A 17999-nucleotide genomic window follows, 5' to 3' on the forward strand; every position below is an offset into this window, starting at 1 on the left:
ATTTATCCTTTAATAGGTGTTAAATGGATTGTCGTTACATTTTTCATTTCTGCAATTGTAGGGGGGTCATTTTCCAATGTTAATGTTTCTACCACACCATGGTCGTTTCCGGCATGTCTGCACTGCGTCATCCCATCACCAGTAAATTCACTATTCGCGCCAAACTCTGTCCTAAGGGCATGCCGTGCTGCAAATTTATCTTCTTTCACCTTATCATCTAGAGATTCTATAAACTCATCTTGATCCTTCGGATTAAACTCATTTAAACCATTTTCCCAATATTCTCTCATATGAGCAGCATACTGCTTTTGATAATCAGAATTTAGAACACTACCTAAAGCATCATGGTGTTTTGGTTCAAGATGTTTCCTCGCTGGTTTTTCTAATTCACTCCACGTGGGCACAAAGGTATTTTCACCAAAACTATTCAAATCTTCACCGCGATCAACTATATGAAGCACATACTCCTTAGATGGGTCACAACCGGTTGCCAATAAATCTGCAATTATCTGTGGGTCGCTGTCAGCATTCTCAAGCATATCAAAACTAGTTGCCCACATTGCGACTAAACCATTTGGTTTTTGGAAGGCTAATTTTGCATCAGCATTATTATTCACTGGTTGAAAACTTACTAGGAATCGTGACTTCCCAACAGAACCATCTTTTGATTTTTTCACTAACTCAGCGTCAGTATATTTTGCTTTGTAGCCATCTTTAATAATATTCTTACGAGCAATATCTAACCTTTCCAAGCACTCTTCGAGAGATTTTGGTTCTGGATTTGAATCGACTTTTTCCTCTTGAACTAACTTTTCAGCAGTACCAAGGTTAATATGGTTAACCATTTCATCTGCTGTATAAGGAGATGCATCTTCTGGGAGTTGGGATAGTTTAATGATTTTTACTTTTAGTTCAGGTGAAATAGCTGAATTAGCATCAAGTGCTGCTTTTACTTTTGCCTGTCCTTCTTTACATAACAACCCAAACGGATCTACCCAATTAACCGGATTCGGCGCATATTGGTAGTGGTTTATGCCGCCTACTAAGCCTATCGGGTCTTGGTTTATAAAGCGTTGTTGTTTGGGGCTGTAATAGCGGTAGCGGTTGTAGTGTAGGCCGCTTTCATCATCAAAATATTGTCCTTGAAAACGTATTGGCTGAGTGAAGCTGTTTTCTTTATTAAAGTCAGTATCGGCTTTTGGTTCTTCATAGCCGTACACATCGGCGTGGTTTTGCCATACAACTTCTGCATTGTTGTTTGTAACAAAACGTGGGGTATTTAGTTGGTCTAGGTGATAGTAGTACAGCTCACCTTGTTTAATCAGTGCGACCGGGTGAAATTGATTGGGTAAGTTGATGTACCAGGTATACTCGCCGTGCTGGTATTCACCTATTAGCTGGTCGTTATCCCAAATATAATCAATCTTGCCATGCTCAGTCTGCTTAGCAATGCGACGACCCAGTGGGTCGTAGTCGTAATGTGTTAGCGTGCCGTTGTTGTTAAAGCTGCTTAATTGGTTGAACGCATTGTATTCACGGTGCGTTTTTATACCTTTGCCCGTTTCGCGTACTTGGTTACCACAGTCATCGTATTCAAAATCGCTATCGCCAAAATGGGTTAACCTGTCAGCATCGACTTGGCTATGTGTAACAGCATCATTAGCTTCTTGTTTATTGACTGCTTCATCATGCTGCACTTGAGTTTGGCTAATCGGGTTACCAAAGCTGTCCCACTGAAATTGCTTGGCTTTTTCTGGCGCTTGTGTACCCGAATTTGCACCAGCTAGATTTTGCTGAACTAATTGGCCAAGGCTATTGTATTCAAACTGTGTATTTTGGCAGCTAATGCCTTGTTCTTCACGCGCAATGAGTTGATTAACCGCATCATATTGATAATCACAGCTATCAAATAATGTGCGCTCTGGATGTGATAGTTGCTGCTGCGTTAAACGCCCAAAAACATCAAACGCCTGATTAAGGGTAACCTGATTACCGAAACCCTGAGTTTTGATATTATTTTGGCTGTCGTAGCCAAGCTCAACGAGTTTTGCTAACTCACCATCCGCTCGCTTTACCTTTATAGCACTTAACTGGCCAAAAATATTGTAGTTATAATAAAGGGTTGTTGAGTCTGGCAAGGTAAGAGACTGTCGTCTGCCATAGTCATCGTAGCTGTATGCAAGTTTATGAGTTTGAGACTGGTTGTGGATTTGCTCAACACTGAGTAGCCGTCCGCCTTTATCAAACGACTGTTTAATCGTTGATTGCTCATTATGAGCACGCGCTATTTTACCCTCTGGCGTATAACTGTAATGGTTAGCGTTATTAACTATGTGTTTATTTGTGGCTAGACTTGCGTGCTGCGAAATAACGCGGCCTAGCTTATCACGCTTAATATTTACATGGCGTTTGTCGCTTTGCGTGACAGCCACTAAACGATTACATGCGTCGTACTTAAATTGCTGCTCAGTACCATCAAAACCCGTGATTTGTGTTGGGTTTTCATTTGCATCGTAATTGATACGATAAATATGGCCGTCACTACGCTCGATTGCGGTTAAATTTCGCTCTTTATCATACGTTAAATGCAGTGCACTGCCATCTGGCTGGATCACGCAGTGGGGCTGGCTTAGTCCCTCAAAATGCTGCTCTGTGGTATCACCATTACCGTTTTGCGAACTAACTAATCGACCAGCATCATCATAAGTAAAAAGCTGCTGTTGTTTGTTATCAGGGTTACTTTGCTCAAACGCGGTTGTTTCAACTAGTTGCCCTTGCTCATTATATTTATATTGAGTAAGCAGACCGGCTTGGTTAATGGTTGCGTTAACACGACCGAGGTTATCGTAGCTGTAACGAATGAGCTCATCATTATGCTGCTTTGCAAGTAGCTCACCTTGTTCATTCCATGTGTATTTTAATACATGACCATTTGGCGTGACATGCTGGGTCAAATTACCTTGTTTGTCGTAACTGTAAAGTGCTATTCGCCCATCTGCTTGGGTTTCACTTTGTAATAACCCTGAGGCACTGTATTGGCGTTTAATCTTCTCGCCATTTGGCAAAATAACAACGACTTGTTGACCAAGTTGGTTATAGCCAAATTGAGTGCGGTTACCATCAGCTTGGGTGACTGATTCAAGTTGGCCGTATTCAGTATAGGTATAAAGCGTTTGATAGCCTAGAGCATCAGTTTGCGCTACTTTTTGTCCAAGCGAATTGTAATCATAGCGTGTGATATTACCATTGGCATCAGTGTGCTCAATCAGCTTACCTTGCTCATTGTGAACAAAGTGCTCTTGGTTGCCGCGTGAATCTATACTGGTTGTTTTATTGCCTTGATACTCGAACTGATAGCAATAGGTATTGTCATCACCCCACTGTTTAATACATTTGGCATCATAACCATATGAGTCCCACTCAAAGTGATGACTAAAACCGCTTGCTCTAGTTCGCTTTATTAGTAAATTTGCAGCGTTATACTCATAACGCTCTTGTTCAGCAAATTGGTTTGTTGCCACCACTAAGTTTGACTGTTCATCATACTCATAACTGGCTAACGGCTGATCTAAAAGAACTAATTTTCCTTGTTCATTAGTACGATAAGCGTGCACCGTTTTGAGCAAACCGTGCTTATTATATTTCAGTACACAACCGCGAACTTTGTTTACTTCAATACGGTGTAAACGCTCCATCGAATCATAATAAAAACGGGTGCTTTGACCTTTTTCATTGATGATTTTTTCGAGCAACCATGCTGATCCACCCGGCATAAACGTCAAGTGTTTATCATCTGGTGTTACTAATACTTGCTTGCCATTTTCTTTATAATGAAGCACCAAGTTACTACTTAACTGATAACTCGATTGCCCCGGCTTCACTTTTTCAAACTTATGAGTCGCACCATGTTCGTCGTGATACTCAAGCCAGTAGGTGCCCTTTTTCTTTGGGCCCACTTTCGGCGGTGGTAGGTAATGCTCGGTTAATTGCACTAAATAATCGTGTCGCCAGCCATTTCCCAGTATTGTTTTTTGATTACAGTGAGACGAACGATACAACCGACGCCACGTTAAAGGCCTATTTGCGGCTAATGAGAAGTCAGTTAAAGGAAGAATTTCTTCGCCTGTTAGCATCGAAACCGGGTCTGAACGGCATTCTTGTTCTGTTATAGGCGTTTCACTTGCGGTTGTGTTACTGGCACTGCCCTTATTGCTAGCAGGAGCTTGTGTTGCTTTTTTGGCATTACCATTACTTGGCACAGCCGAAGATGATGAGCTGCTACTCTGTGATGAGCGAGTATTATCACTGACTTGAATGGTGCTTTTTACTTGCTGCTGGAAGCAAGTAATAGCACCTGAGGTTAAGGCTTTTATCAAAGCCGATGCAGTTTCACGCGCTGTTGCTTGCCTTGGACAATTAATACCAGCAACATTTAACAATTGAATAAGATCTAATCGTTTAGCAGCATCGCCACTTAATACCGCGCCAACCTCTGCTACAAATTTGTAGGCACTATCCGGCGTATTCGTTGCGACAGCAATAAATCCACTGGGGGCTGGCTGTTTAGCTAACACGAGGCAGATGGGATAACGTGTTCCCTGTAACACAACTGCTTTACTATCCATTAGTTGCACATTTCCTTACTTATCCATAAGTATGACGCGACGGCTTGGTACTTGTTGTACTCTTGCGAAATTATTAACGCCTGCCCAAAACGCTCAGCATAAAGTGAGCTATTTGTCAGGCTTGCGAGGTTTACAACCCCTTCTATTGCTCCCATTTTGCCTAATTTATAATTAGGAAGTTGGAACATCGTTTGTTCATTAATTTTTTTACTTAAAACAGGTAAATAACTTACCCAATCATCACTTTCTAGGCCATTACCTGGGGCAAATACTAAATCTATTTTTTGTTCATTTAGCGATAAAATACGTTCAAGCTCTGCATGTATAGGCTGATGTTTTGCTATATCCACAGAAGAACACATGCTCGTAGATTGCAACGCCCAGCCTACCTGAGTAAATTCAACACATGCCTTACAAGCCGCTATACCTAAATATTCAAAGCCGTTATGCTTTGAGGCTTTAAACACACCATCAATTGCTACCACATCAAAAGCACTAAAATTTTGCTCTTTAGCTATTGCAATCGCACTGTGCATACCGTTTGCGCCTTCAAAAATCATCTGTTCGACAGCAATGCCGTAACGCTGCTGAAGGCTATTTATAAATAGTGTTTTATGATCAGTTTGAAAAGGCAGTGCCGGTAATAACCAAATTAACGGTTGCTGCACGTCTGACTCTTTCAATACTGACTTTGCTTTTACAATACAGTCATAAATAAAGGCATCAAATGAATGCCAGTTTTGCACTTGCTCATGACCTGAGCTCCCCTCTAGTACTAATACTTCTGGGGCTACTTCATAAGGTGTATCAAACTGCTGTATTGAAATTTTAAATGCACTCAATGCTAACTCGCTTGACTATTTTGACAGTCATATTTAAGCGCATTTAAAATTGTAATCACCTGCCAACTAAAAAAATCAACACCTTGCAGGCTTGCTACACTGACAGGCCTATTCATCGCAAAGCCATAAACCAGAGTTTGATCATTAAAGTTGATCTTTTGCTCTGGCCAACTCAATGCAAATTGGCGCTGAAAATCAACAGCGGCTTGCTTACAATCGCCAGCCTGAACTTGAGTATCAAATGCAACTAATTCATCGAGCTGACTACCTAAGCAGCGTTTAATACCAGCAACAAGATTCTTGGCCGACCTCACTTCGGTCAACAGTGCAACAGCCATGGGGACATATTTTGTTGCCCCAGTTTGCAATAGCACCGCAATAGCTTGCTCTCGAGTAAACTGCTGGCTCACATAGTTGCAAACAAAATTCATCCTTTGTGGGTCTAGCAATAATAGGTACACAGACATTAACGGTGAATTAATCATCGCAGCCTTTTCAAATGCGTTTACTGTTTCTTGCATTTCAGGCATATCTGGGAGTTGTTTTACAGCACGTTTTATTGCTTTATAAATAATCGCCTTTGTATCTGAATTACCGTACACATTTGCCCAATTCAAAAAGTCGCTATTGGCGGACCCACTTATTGTTAAGCTTTTCTCCAAAAGCTTATTTTTTAAAAGCGTAAACTCATGTCGGTTTAATAACCCCAATAACCTCTGCTTTTGAGAGTTCGACATTAATAGCAGCGCAACCAAGCACGCTTCAGCAATGTCATCTAATAACGTTTCTTGCTGCTTTAACGTCTCAATTTCTTCAATAATGCGTTGCACCATTTCAAACTGTACATTGCTAGCACCCTGATATGCTTGTACTTTTAAAGCTAATTGCTGACGAACTTGGTCGATAAACCCAATGCTATAAAACGCACTTTGCTGCATCACATTTAAATTTGAAAGAGCTGCTTTATGCTCATTTAAAATGAGTGATAACACCTTATCCACCAATTAAAACTGTTGGGTTACCTAAAACAATTTTACCGCCATGAGAAGTACTGTCTCCCATTCGAGCAGCGGGTTTTCCGTTTATTTTGACTGTACCCGAACCGCTATTAATACTATCTGGCGGGCCTATACAAACAAGCATGTCACCTTGTCTTGCTGCAGGCATATTGCCAATCAACACATTAGCCGAACCCACTACAATTGGCCCTCCAACATGAGGAACTGTACCTGTTACTTTTGGACAAACATGCATATGCCCTAACGTTGAAGCGGGTTTTCCCATAATGCCTTCCTTGTTTTTGGCTATTCGTTTAAAGGAATAACTTGTAACTTATTTGTGCACACGAGTTTTGCTAACTCCTGCGCTATTTCGTCGTACGAAAGATCATTTATTATTGAGCTTGTTTGTGTAGCGTATTGGTAAATATGCGACAACACATTGCTACTATTGAGTACAGGGTGAAGGTTTATAAAAAATTGCTCAGCAAAATAACCATCTAGGCCCTTAAAATAATCTATTGGCAAGTTCAAAAACGGATCATCGTGGCGGTTGACACAAAGACATACCAAATGAGGTAAGCCATAACGGCAATAAACGGTAAAGCCATTGCTTGCTGCACCATGAACGAAACCTGATTGAAACGTATTTTGTAATTCCATGCTAGTTCAACTTTATCATGCCAGCAGAAAGGGTTATTGCACTTCCATCAACCTTCACGTTACTGCCTTTAATATTGATATTTGTGCCTTCTATAGAAATATTACCGCTACTACTCATAGTAATTTTTGCCGAACCGGTCTTAATAACAATTTCTTTTCCAGCTTCAATATTAAGTGATTTACCCACTTTCAGCGTGTCATTTTCACCAATATCAACGGTGCGATTCACTTTTACTTTTGCATCATCGTTGTTGCCAACTTCGAGGAAACGATCATTATCAATTTTTTCTTTTTGATCATTTTTTACATACAGCTGCTTATCTTTTTCAGCTTGCATGTAAACAAGTTCACTGCCTTTTTTATCTTCAAAACGAAGTTCATTAAAATTATCTGCTCCACCCTCTTTTGTTGAGCGTGTTTTGATACCGCTTTGTGTTTTATCTGCAGGCAATGCATAAGGAGGCATTAAATCAGCGTTGTATACTGCACCGCTAATGATTGGCTGATCAGGATCGCCATTAATAAAGTCAACTAACACCTCTTGCCCTACACGAGGAAAGAAAAATGCGCCCCATTTTTTACCTGCCCAATTTTGCGCAACCCTGATCCAGCATGAACTTTGCGAGTCTTTTTTACCTTCTCGGTCCCAATCAAACTGCACTTTCACACGCCCGTATTGGTCAACCATAATTTCATCTGCGCTGTCGCCCGTCACTATGGCTGTTTGCACACCATGAATAACAGGCTTTCGCATGCTGTGCGCTGCACGATATGGCACATCTTTTGGCACACATTCAAAGTGGTTGGTAAATACTTCTTGTGCACCAGATTGCTGAGATCCTGACTGATTTGGCACCGTAATAGAGGTTAATAACGAGGTGATAGCAAACGTTTTACCTTCTAGGCGCGGGTCTTCATGCTTTTTAAAGCTAAATAATTTACCCACAGAGAAAGAGCGACAATCACTTCTACCGCTACTTAACTTCATATTACGCTGTAGTGATTCTAGCTGTACGGCTGCTAAACCTGCAGCTCTTGGATGGGTTTCGGCTTCGGCTGTGTATTCGAAAATTTCAGCGACTGACTGAGTCGGTAAATCTGCTTTTTTGTGATCGCCATCAGGGTATCTTGGTGGTTGTTTAAAATCATAGCCAATACGCTTGTAGCTGCCAGGCGCAATACTTAAACCACCTTGCCATTTATTAATGTGTGACTCACTGAGATGACCTGACGTAAACACAACTTTTGCTTCTGCGCACTCTTCGTAGGCCGTTATATCATCTGCGAGCACTAGGGTATGTGCACTGTTACTATGCTCGAAAAAATAAAAAATACCTTCTTGCTGAAATAAGCGTTGAATAAAGTCAAAATCTGACTCTTGGTACTGAACACAATACTCGTACTTTGGATACGTTTTAGTTGTATTATCCTTAAAAGCGACACTATGTTGACCAAACAAATCGGCAAAAATATCTTTTATTGTTTTCTTTTGAAAGATCCGACTGTTTTTGCGGTTTCGCATTGATGCTGCGAAAGGCACAATAGTGGCGTGGTAATCTATATAATTTTTTTGTTCATCAATATCAGCAGTGCGGCTACCATTAGATACTAATTGGCTTACTATGCCATGAAAATAACGCTCACCTGCGCTATCGGCATTTTTTACTTTAATAGAAACAGGTTTTCCCACCAGATCTTCATGCGCTATTTGTGTGCCTATAGTGAACATATTTACTGACATCACAAACAAATCAGACATAGACTCTTGCACCACCAGCCGAGTTAAGTAAAGCGTATCTTTACCTGCAGGGGTGTTAATCTGAATTACATTGTTATCTTGTGTTGCTTTTTGCATTCCATGCTTCCTATTCCTAAAGATCAAAAAAGCTCTGAGTAAAACTCAGAGCTATTAGGTACTGCAAAAAATTACATTTGCTGGCCTTTAACACCGCTGTAACCATAAACAAGTGGTGCAGTGATGTTATTTTTGTCGTCAGTAGGAGTAACAGTCATCATCATTTCTGTGTAGCTGATAGTGATTGTTTCAACTGGACGGTCATTTTGAACAGATACAGAGTAGCTAGAAATCATTGCATCTGTAAGTTCGATTTTCATGATTTCTTCAACTTTATCACCTTGCTTAGTGATGTGGAAAACAGCCGGTAGGCCTTTACCAATTGTCGCTTCTTTGAAAAGGTCTGGAGACGCTTTATCTTGAAGTTTAGTGATAGTTACATCACCTAAGCGAGTTGAGCTAGATTCACGGTCCATTGCTGTACCAGTGTGTGCTGAAATTTCACGACTAACGTTCCAATCTAATGATAAAACTGTGATTAAATCTTTAAAAGACTCAGCAGTAGTTTCGCCTTTAATTGAACCGTATTTTAAATATGTATTTGATTGCATTTGATAATGCTCCTTTTAATTTATAAATAACATCCATTACATTGGATCATTTACTTTTGGTTTCCCAAAATTCCTTTGAAATCATTATCTCTAACTGCGCAACGAAAAGGTCTTCAATATCCTTTCCCTAGACGAAGACAATGTCTCAATGTTCCATCAACTAATGAAGACGGACAAATTATAATCCGACTCCAAAAAAGAAACAAGAAACTAATTTAAATATATTAATTTATATTAACAACAAATGAATCATCATTTAAATCTAATAATATACTATTGATTTCACTACCAGTAACAAGGCTTTCAAGTAAAGATTCAGATAATAACGGCAGGACATTATTTTGCAATAATGCATGAATATTCCTTGCACCCGAACCAGAGTCATTACAATTGTTAACTATATAATCTACAACAAAATCTGAATATAAAAAATCAGATTTGTAATTTTTGTTAACTCTATCTTTTATTTTACTTAATTGAAGTTTTGCAATTTCCGCAAGAGTTTCTTTATTAAGTGGCAAATAAGGAATCACATTAATGCGACCAAGGAATGCAGCTTTAAATACTTCCAGTAAATCACTTTGAATAGCCTTTTGCAGACCCTGAACGCTTGGCGCTGTTTCTTCGTCTTCAAATAAGCTCATTGTTGTATCAGTACCCACATTCGAGGTCATGATGATAATCGTGTTTTTGAAGTCGATATCTCTACCTTCTCCATCTTTTATTGTGCCTTTGTCAAACACTTGGTAAAAGATGTCATGTACGCCTGGGTGCGCTTTTTCAATTTCATCTAGCAAAATAACACTGTATGGCTTACGTCTGATCGCCTCTGTTAATACGCCACCCTCGCCATAGCCTACATAACCAGGAGGTGATCCAAGTAGTAACGATACTTTATGCTCTTCTTTGTATTCTGACATGTTGATGATTGTGATGTTTTCTTCACTGCCATACACTTCATTCGCTAATGCAAGTGCCGTCTCCGTTTTACCAACACCACTAGGACCCGCTAGCATAAAAATTCCATTCGGGCGGCTTTCGTCAGCTAATTGCGCTTTAGATGTCTGTACAACTTTTGCAATTAACTCCAACGCATGATCTTGGCCAACAACACGCTCTTTCATTGTGCTTGCTAAATTAAGAACACTCTTCACATCATCTTCATGCATCTTGCCAACAGGGATACCAGTCCAGTCAGAAATAACTTGCGCAATTAACTCATCATCAACCTGCCAATGCACCATGTTAGAATCATATTTGGCCAAGCTTTCTTTGCATTGTTGAAGCTTTTCAATTTCTGCACTTGGCTGTTCTGTTTCATCATTCAGGCCTGAGATGACTTCTTTTACATCTTTAATAAGTGACATTTCATTTTCGAATTGCGACTTCAATGGTGAAAGCTGCTCTGTAATTTGCTGGCACTTATTTGTTAAACTCTCAAGCACCTCACTGTGATTTAACCCTGTGCGTTGCTCACGAGTTAACATATTGATTTGCGACTCTATTTCTGAGCGTTCATTTTCAAGAGTTTCGATAGAATTAGGAGTTGATGCTTGGCTCATTGCAACGCGAGCGCAGGCTGTATCAAGTAAACCCACCGCTTTATCAGGAAGTTGTCTGCCGGTGATGTAGCGGTGTGATAAATGTACTGCGCTTTCTAGTGCTTGCTCGGAAATGAACACATTATGATGTTTTTCCATAACAGGCACTAAACCACGTAACATCGCAATTGCTTTTTCTGGTGTAGGCTCTTCCACTTTAACGACTTGGAATCGACGAGCGAGTGCAGCGTCTTTTTCAAAGAACTTCTTATATTCAGCCCATGTAGTGGCTGCAATTGTTCTGAGTTCGCCGCGCGCTAGCGCCGGTTTTAATAGGTTTGCAGCATCATTTTGACCGGCTTGACCACCACTACCGATCATTGTGTGTGCTTCATCGATAAATAAAATAACCGGAGTTGGGGTGTTTTTAATTTCCGATATTAAAGACTTTAGCCTATTTTCGAATTCACCTTTCATACCGGCGCCGGCCTGTAATAAAGCGAGATCTAGGGTGTGAATTTTTACATTTTTTAAAACATCAGGAACACTGCCTTGAGCAATTCTTAGCGCTAATCCTTCAACAACAGCGGTTTTACCAACTCCTGCCTCACCAGTTAGAATTGGGTTGTTTTGTCTACGTCGAGTAAGAATATCGACCATTTGTCTAATTTCAAAATCACGCCCCAAAATTGGATCTATTTTTCCTGCTTTTGCTTGGGCTGTTAAATCAACTGTAAATTGATCTAAACTAGGCGTTTTAGAACTTTTAGATACCGATTTTTCAGCTTGGCTCTTTGCCACAGGGCTTTGCTCCTGTGACTTAGCGACCATTTCAGGCCAAGCATGCAATAATTGCCCTGCTTCTACCTTATTAAACTCTTTACTACAACGACTCACTAAACTTGCTAAGGTGTCATCTTTTACCAGCGTGTAAATTAAGTAAGCACTACGAATTTGTGTATCTGTAAAATCAATGCTCGTACTAAGCCACGTTTGCTTGAGCAAACTGGTAACATGCATCGATAAGCTCGGTGATGAGTTACAACCCGTTTTGTGCATTTCTAAAGACTTATTTAAATCATTTTTTAACGAGTCTCTATCAATATCGTAAGCGCTCAAAATAACTCTAAAGTCATCAAGTTGTTGCTCAAGCATCGCTAGTAACCAATGCTCTAATTCAACAGTAAAGTGGCTTCGGCTATTACAAATTGCAACAGCCTGTTCAAGACTCTTTTTGCACTCTGGGCTTAGTTTTTCTACGAGTGTATTTAGCGTCATTGTAGACATAATATTTCCTTGTATTTATTTATCCTTTGAACGAAAGTTCAGAGACTTTGCCATTTTGAGCTGCGTTTTCAGATAGCAGAAAACTATTACAGCCTAATTGACATTGTTCTTTTAATAATTGCTTTGCACCAAGCTTATAAAAGTTTGCTTTTACTATCAGTGAATGCTGGATTTGATTACCAACAAAATCACCCACAATTTGATGGGCTAAATTCCAAAGATCTTGCTTTGGTAGAAGACGGGCTGTTTGGTGCTCATTTTTGGGCTCGATAATAACTTCGATCTTTGTCGAGATATCCCAGATTTGCTTACCTGCTATTGCATCAATACCAAGCCTTGCATGTTGGCCTGCAAACCCTCCACTATTTATGCGTGTTTGCTCAGATTGTTTTAGCGGCAGCCACTGGCCTACAAATTGGTTTATGCTGACATCACAGTCTAAATAGAAAGTTAAAATATTGCGCAAATCTGCCATATTTCGCGTCTTTCGACTGAAAAGACCACTGAAATAAAGCTGATGAGGGGCATTCCCCCCACTCAGAAGTGCCAAAATTTTTGTGTGGTTATCTTGATTACTATTAGCAAAGTTAAGCGCGGGTTTATACTTTTTCCAAGCTCGGTAGTACAACGAAATCAAACGATGATTAAACATATCGTAGAAATCTCTCATTGTACTGTCTTTATAGCGCAATCGTTGCATCACCAGTTCACTATAAAAATGTGGCAATGCTCCTGAACAGCCAGTCATTCCCATAAATGATACTTCCATATCAAATTGGGTAATTCCTTCAACGTTTTTAGCGGGCTTTAAATTAGTAATTGCATTACCCGCAAAGCCAAACTTTTGTGTTGAACTAAACTTAATCAGCTCTAGTTTTGGCTGACAATCATAGCCAACTTTACGATATTGCTGGGCCGCACTCGACAACTGAGACTCGATCACAAACACGGCTTTGTAAAAATCTATTTCTGTCGCGTGCTCGAGCAATTGTGCAATCATAGTAGCACTCCGGAACCTACTCTAGCTGGCCACTGATGATAAACTCGATCTTGTTCTTTTAACTTTAGACTTAAGCGTGTAAAGCTATTAATTGATGCAAATTGCGAGAAGAAACAATCAAGAACTGAAGCAAAAAAGAACACCCCACTACCAGCGTAATCATCATTTGCAAATGTAATTTCAATGTCAGTTCCTGCTGCAAAAGCGACTCGACCGTTTTGCACGACACGCGCGGTTGCAGGTTCAATTTTGACGCTATAGATGTTATCTATCATCCCTTTTGATTGGGGTGTTGCTTTAAAATCATATAGCCTCAATGTTTCTTTTAATTTCTCTGCACTTTGCTCACCACTAAATGAATCAAGAGTCAGATGATTGATCAATTGCCAGCGAGTATTACTGCCAAGCACAGGTCTTACCGCATGAGTTGGTGCAACTAAACACCTGATTTTTTTTATTACATCGCCACGCTTTGGCAATGTAAAACCAAGTTCATCATCACCAAAAGGTAAACTAGCTGGTAGATTACGATTACTGCATTGAGCGCGTGCTGTTACCACCGTATTTCCCTCACTGAGAGCTTGCGCACTATTTTCGAAGCCACCATTTACTAATGATAAATAGGTTTCGGTTCCCGCCTCAGCATAGCCACCAGCCCAAAGTGCTGTTTCTCGTCGAGTATGCCAATAGAGATCTTTATGCTCTTGATATTTAGGGTGTGTTTGCGCATAAAAAGGCGTCACTATCTGTTTATTCCCCTTGTGGTCAAATGCAACCACCTCTTCAAGGCTAATAACTTCAGATATTTCAGAGTCGATATAGCGTGGTGCGAGCTTATACTCATATTCGCTTAGCTCTGGGCGGATCGGTTCAAGTTCTTGTTCATATAAATTTATGATTGGCGTGCAGCCCATCAAGAACATGTCTTTATCTACTTGCTTCTCCAACTCGCTAGACTCAACATCTAAATAAAAATAAAGTGTTGTTGTACTGGCATTGCGAGGGAGTACCGAGCGAATATTTTGTAACTCAAAGAACTTGAACTTTTCAGGGAAAATAAAGTTTTCGACTAATAGCCTATATGCTGATGATGAGCGCATTGAGTAAGGAACAACAGCTTCATGCTCCTCAAATCCAACTGATTTTAAATGAGTTTTCGAAAGGTAATGCACTCCCTCATCGCCATTATCTACAGCTATTCCGATGCAATGTTTAAACAATAGTTCGTATACTTTGAGCGCATAATGCCATTGTCCATGAATATAAATTTTTAGATCATTTAGCTCTGTTTCATGTAATGAAACGCCATCATACTCACCTGTCAGTTGTAACTTAAATATCGCTTTAGCAGGTTCATTAAACTTTGGTTTAGGCGCAATAAAAGGACTGTTATCAAACTGAGCAGCTGTTATCTCTACGGGCCACAAATTGGTATCAAAACAGCTTTGAAATTTACACTGTTTCATTCCTTCTACATTGGTTTCAAGCTCACTCCCGCGAGGAATAATGACTCCTGTCGTTGATAGGTTTTCTGACTCTAACTTTACAATTGATAATGAAGGGATAGGCGCTTGGTAGTCTGGATAGAGCTGGCCTAAAAGCGCATCCGTTAACTCAGGAAAGCTATCATCAAGTTTTTGCCTAATGTTGGCAGTTAAAAATGCAAATGATTCGACTAACCTTGAAACATGAGGATCTTCTATCACTTCGTCTGTAAGTTTTAACCTGCCTGCCACTTTTGGGTATTTTTCTGCAAAGTCTTTCCCAAGGTGGCGCACATACGCTAATTCACGATTGTAATATTTTAATAATTCATCATTCATAGTGAAGACTCATAGATTTTCATACCTAAACTAACTGGCTCAACTTCAGAGTTAAAACTGATATATTCAGGCTCTGGATCGGCATATAACAAGGCATTAATTCTTAGGTTTAATACTCGGTTAAGGGGGAGTTCTTCATCAACTAACACTTCAACTTCAATAAACCTAGGCTCAAATCGTAAAATCGCATCTCGAACTTTTTCACATAACGCTGCTCGCCCCTCATGCGAACTTACAACCATGCTCGAAAAATCAGGCAATCCGTATGATAAACACGATGTTGCAAGCTCACTGTATTGACTTGGCCATGTATGCCACTGGATCCGAGCATTTAGTAACGCCTCGATATCTCGTCTTACGTAACTTTTTAAAAGTGATAAGCTGATACCATCCGTTCGCTGTGGCGAGTCCTGTTCATCTGGCTCGTCATCTATCAAACGATCTAAAATTGATGCTTTGAGCGGCTGTTTGCTTGCAATCATGAAAATTTCACACTCAATTGATGAAAGAACCAAGTTCAGACAATAAGACTGCTTCATCATTTATAAACAGCATTTTCATTCCGCGTCCTAAGTACATTTCTTCACTTAATTCTTGCCATTCAGTCACTTGGCCTAGTTTTTCTATTTCACTCTTTGAGTGTGGGTAAACAACTGGGATATGAGCTGTACCTACAGGTCCATCTTTAATAGTGACCTCAACACGAAGCCAAATTTGCTCAACGATTGACTCTATTGGTTGAACTTCAAATTTTTCGATTTCATCAAAGCGAGCTAAATAAAACTCACCGTTGGTCCCCAAAATTTCCAGAAATGGGTTTAATGAATCATCAATATCTCTGATTGCAGTAAGTTGCTCATTTGCTGAATTAGTTCTGAAAGACTCAACTTTGGCTGCTTTTTCTGTCGCTTCTTTTAAATCTTCTTCACGTAAAGCAATATGCATCTGTAGAAATATCTCATCGAGTTCATCTGCTTCATGAAATAGCTTTGGAGCCGCTTTACCTTCATAAAAATCTTGTCGTGCTTGCTCGGCCCTGATTAAGTGTCTTAAATTAACAGCACCAACTGCTAACTCAGGTGATTTAGTCACCATAAAATCTAATTGTTTATCCGCTTTTTCAAGTTCACCATTAACACACAACAATTCCGTATAAGCGCTGCGGATATCAAAATTCAGTGGATCATCTTTTAGTTTTTGTGCGCAGTACTCTAATGCATCTGCTAATTTTCCATTGCGGATACACTCATGGATCTTTTTCATTTTTATTCCTTTATTTGATGATGAGGACTTAGTTCAGTCACTAATTTGATACTTGATACCATTTGATCAAGCTGAAAATGAGGTTGTAGTTGTAAGACAGAAAAGTAGTGGCCTGGCTTCGATTTATTTTCGGTCACTTTCACTTTCGCATTTGCCAAAGGATACTTACTTCTTATTTGCTCTGAGGCAGAATCCGATGCTGTCGTGTAGTTATTAACCCATGCTTGCAAGCCTTGTTCACAAGCTTGAGCTGTACTATAAGAACCAACCCGATCACGCGCTAGCAGCTTTAAATAGTGAGCAAAACGTGACACACATAAAATATATTGCAGCATAGACGATAAGCGGGCATTTACTGTCGATGCTTCACTATCGTAGTGCTTGGCTTGCTGAGCCGAAGCGTTACTATAAAAAACCAGATGCTCAGTATTAGTCACGGATGAGGCAGGTATAAACCCAAGTTCAGAAAATTGCTTTTCTAATTTACTGGTCACAATCAAATCTATTGGTGGCTTAGCTTCTTTTCTATATACATCGGTTGAAAAGTAATTTTTTGTCAACCCGGTAACGATACCTTTAGATATTTTACCTGGCTCAATGCCTCTGATTTGACCAAACCAACCACTTTCAGCATAAGCACGCACTAAAGTCGACACAAATTGGTACGCGGCGTTTCCCCATAACATATCTGTTTCTGGTGCTGTTATTTTTTCTGTATATAAAAAGTCTAAGTGACGGGTACCGTCGTTTTTATAAGGTGCTCTGACTAAAACATGCGGCAATACAAGACCAACAAAACGCGCATCTTCCATGGCTCTAAAGCTACGCCACTTGGTATATTCGACCTGTTCAAATTGATTATATAAATCGAATTGGTAGCCAAGATCAGTAAAACTGTTTGTACCAAATAAGCTTGCTGACACAGCAGTAATAAATGGCGAAAAGGAGGCTGCGGCTACTTTCGAAATTTCTTTTAAGGTGTCTATATCGTTGTAAATTGTACCCGGTGCATTCCCGTTGGTAATTTCGTAATCACCAATCAATACACCAAAAGGCTCTCCACCTGGACGGTCGAACTCATTTTGATAAATTAATTGAAAGAGGCTACTTTGATCGAAATCGATAGCCTTATTAACATCTCTCGATAATGTATTCCAATCACAATCTAACAGGCGTAACTTTACTTTTTTTTCTTTATCACTGAGTTCTGTTTGTAAAGTTAACCACCACAAATTGCGCCAGCTAGCTTCTAATTGTTGTAACTTTGGGTGGTGTAAAATCTGATCTAATTGCTTTGAAATAAGCGAGTCTATTTTAACAATGGTCAGTTGCAAATATGAACTGATTGACTCTTTATCCCACTGCAGTGGCGAATCAGAAGAGCCTTCAAGCCATAATAACAGTGCTTTAAATGTCTCTTTCTCATTTAGAAAGCGTTCCAATAAAGCACTATTTTCGAAGATATCAGACGCTGTATTATGAGAAAATACAGCGTCAGCTCCTATGAATGAAAACTCTTCACAATTCATTTTGCATCATCCTTAATGCAGG

General features: G+C 39.8%; 13 protein-coding genes. All 13 read right to left on the bottom strand.

Annotated features, from left to right (window positions below):
• Nucleotides 1-2: 2 nt before the first annotated feature.
• Entirely contained in the window at nucleotides 3-4625 is a 4623-nt protein-coding gene (locus tag QL229_RS11770) for an RHS repeat-associated core domain-containing protein (RefSeq protein WP_138557109.1), read from the bottom strand.
• Nucleotides 4625-5467: a hypothetical protein gene (locus QL229_RS11775; RefSeq protein WP_138557108.1), complete on the bottom strand. Its 843-nt coding sequence runs from the start codon at nucleotides 5465-5467 to the stop codon at nucleotides 4625-4627. Before QL229_RS11775 ends, QL229_RS11770 begins: the two co-directional genes overlap by 1 nt.
• Before the next feature lie 2 nt (nucleotides 5468-5469).
• A complete protein-coding gene (locus QL229_RS11780) occupies nucleotides 5470-6459 on the bottom strand; it encodes a hypothetical protein (protein WP_138557107.1) in 990 nt (329 codons plus the stop codon).
• A 1-nt stretch (nucleotide 6460) separates the two neighbouring features.
• Nucleotides 6461-6751, bottom strand: coding sequence for a PAAR domain-containing protein (locus tag QL229_RS11785; protein WP_138557106.1), 291 nt, complete (start codon nucleotides 6749-6751; stop codon nucleotides 6461-6463).
• 20 nt (nucleotides 6752-6771) lie between these two features.
• Entirely contained in the window at nucleotides 6772-7128 is a 357-nt protein-coding gene (locus QL229_RS11790; RefSeq protein ID WP_138557105.1) for a hypothetical protein, read from the bottom strand.
• Nucleotide 7129: 1 nt separating this feature from the next.
• Nucleotides 7130-8983 (bottom strand): type VI secretion system tip protein TssI/VgrG, encoded by a 1854-nt coding sequence (tssI, locus tag QL229_RS11795; RefSeq protein WP_138557104.1) that lies wholly within the window; start codon nucleotides 8981-8983, stop codon nucleotides 7130-7132.
• Nucleotides 8984-9054: 71 nt separating this feature from the next.
• Nucleotides 9055-9534, bottom strand: a complete 480-nt coding sequence (locus tag QL229_RS11800; RefSeq protein WP_105181734.1) for a type VI secretion system tube protein Hcp — start codon at nucleotides 9532-9534, stop codon at nucleotides 9055-9057.
• 224 nt (nucleotides 9535-9758) lie between these two features.
• Nucleotides 9759-12362, bottom strand: a complete 2604-nt coding sequence (tssH, locus tag QL229_RS11805; protein WP_281546921.1) for a type VI secretion system ATPase TssH — start codon at nucleotides 12360-12362, stop codon at nucleotides 9759-9761.
• A gap of 19 nt (nucleotides 12363-12381) precedes the next feature.
• Complete coding sequence (gene tssG / locus QL229_RS11810) at nucleotides 12382-13362, bottom strand: type VI secretion system baseplate subunit TssG (protein ID WP_281546922.1); 981 nt, start codon at nucleotides 13360-13362, stop codon at nucleotides 12382-12384.
• Nucleotides 13359-15185: a type VI secretion system baseplate subunit TssF gene (tssF, locus tag QL229_RS11815; protein WP_135926852.1), complete on the bottom strand. Its 1827-nt coding sequence runs from the start codon at nucleotides 15183-15185 to the stop codon at nucleotides 13359-13361. Before tssF ends, tssG begins: the two co-directional genes overlap by 4 nt.
• Entirely contained in the window at nucleotides 15182-15667 is a 486-nt protein-coding gene (tssE, locus tag QL229_RS11820) for a type VI secretion system baseplate subunit TssE (protein WP_138557101.1), read from the bottom strand. The genes tssF and tssE overlap by 4 nt, the downstream gene beginning before the upstream one ends.
• Before the next feature lie 13 nt (nucleotides 15668-15680).
• Entirely contained in the window at nucleotides 15681-16448 is a 768-nt protein-coding gene (locus QL229_RS11825) for a type VI secretion system accessory protein TagJ (RefSeq protein ID WP_138557100.1), read from the bottom strand.
• Between the two features lie 2 nt (nucleotides 16449-16450).
• Complete coding sequence (gene tssC / locus QL229_RS11830) at nucleotides 16451-17977, bottom strand: type VI secretion system contractile sheath large subunit (protein WP_135926849.1); 1527 nt, start codon at nucleotides 17975-17977, stop codon at nucleotides 16451-16453.
• Between the last annotated feature and the right edge of the window lie 22 nt (nucleotides 17978-17999).

It is taken from the genome of Pseudoalteromonas sp. PAR1, assembly GCF_947311895.1.
Classification (GTDB): domain Bacteria; phylum Pseudomonadota; class Gammaproteobacteria; order Enterobacterales; family Alteromonadaceae; genus Pseudoalteromonas; species Pseudoalteromonas lipolytica_C.

Excerpts from the sequence above, each read along its gene's own strand:
- QL229_RS11825 (WP_138557100.1), bottom strand. The coding sequence starts at position 16,448 with ATGAAAAAGATCCATGAGTGTATCCGCAATGGAAAATTAGCAGATGCA.
- tssG (WP_281546922.1), bottom strand. The coding sequence starts at position 13,362 with ATGATTGCACAATTGCTCGAGCACGCGACAGAAATAGATTTTTACAAA.
- QL229_RS11800 (WP_105181734.1), bottom strand. The coding sequence starts at position 9,534 with ATGCAATCAAATACATATTTAAAATACGGTTCAATTAAAGGCGAAACT.
- QL229_RS11770 (WP_138557109.1), bottom strand. The coding sequence starts at position 4,625 with ATGGATAGTAAAGCAGTTGTGTTACAGGGAACACGTTATCCCATCTGC.
- tssF (WP_135926852.1), bottom strand. The coding sequence starts at position 15,185 with ATGAATGATGAATTATTAAAATATTACAATCGTGAATTAGCGTATGTG.
- tssH (WP_281546921.1), bottom strand. The coding sequence starts at position 12,362 with ATGTCTACAATGACGCTAAATACACTCGTAGAAAAACTAAGCCCAGAG.
- tssC (WP_135926849.1), bottom strand. The coding sequence starts at position 17,977 with ATGAATTGTGAAGAGTTTTCATTCATAGGAGCTGACGCTGTATTTTCT.
- QL229_RS11785 (WP_138557106.1), bottom strand. The coding sequence starts at position 6,751 with ATGGGAAAACCCGCTTCAACGTTAGGGCATATGCATGTTTGTCCAAAA.
- tssI (WP_138557104.1), bottom strand. The coding sequence starts at position 8,983 with ATGCAAAAAGCAACACAAGATAACAATGTAATTCAGATTAACACCCCT.
- tssE (WP_138557101.1), bottom strand. The coding sequence starts at position 15,667 with ATGATTGCAAGCAAACAGCCGCTCAAAGCATCAATTTTAGATCGTTTG.
- QL229_RS11790 (WP_138557105.1), bottom strand. The coding sequence starts at position 7,128 with ATGGAATTACAAAATACGTTTCAATCAGGTTTCGTTCATGGTGCAGCA.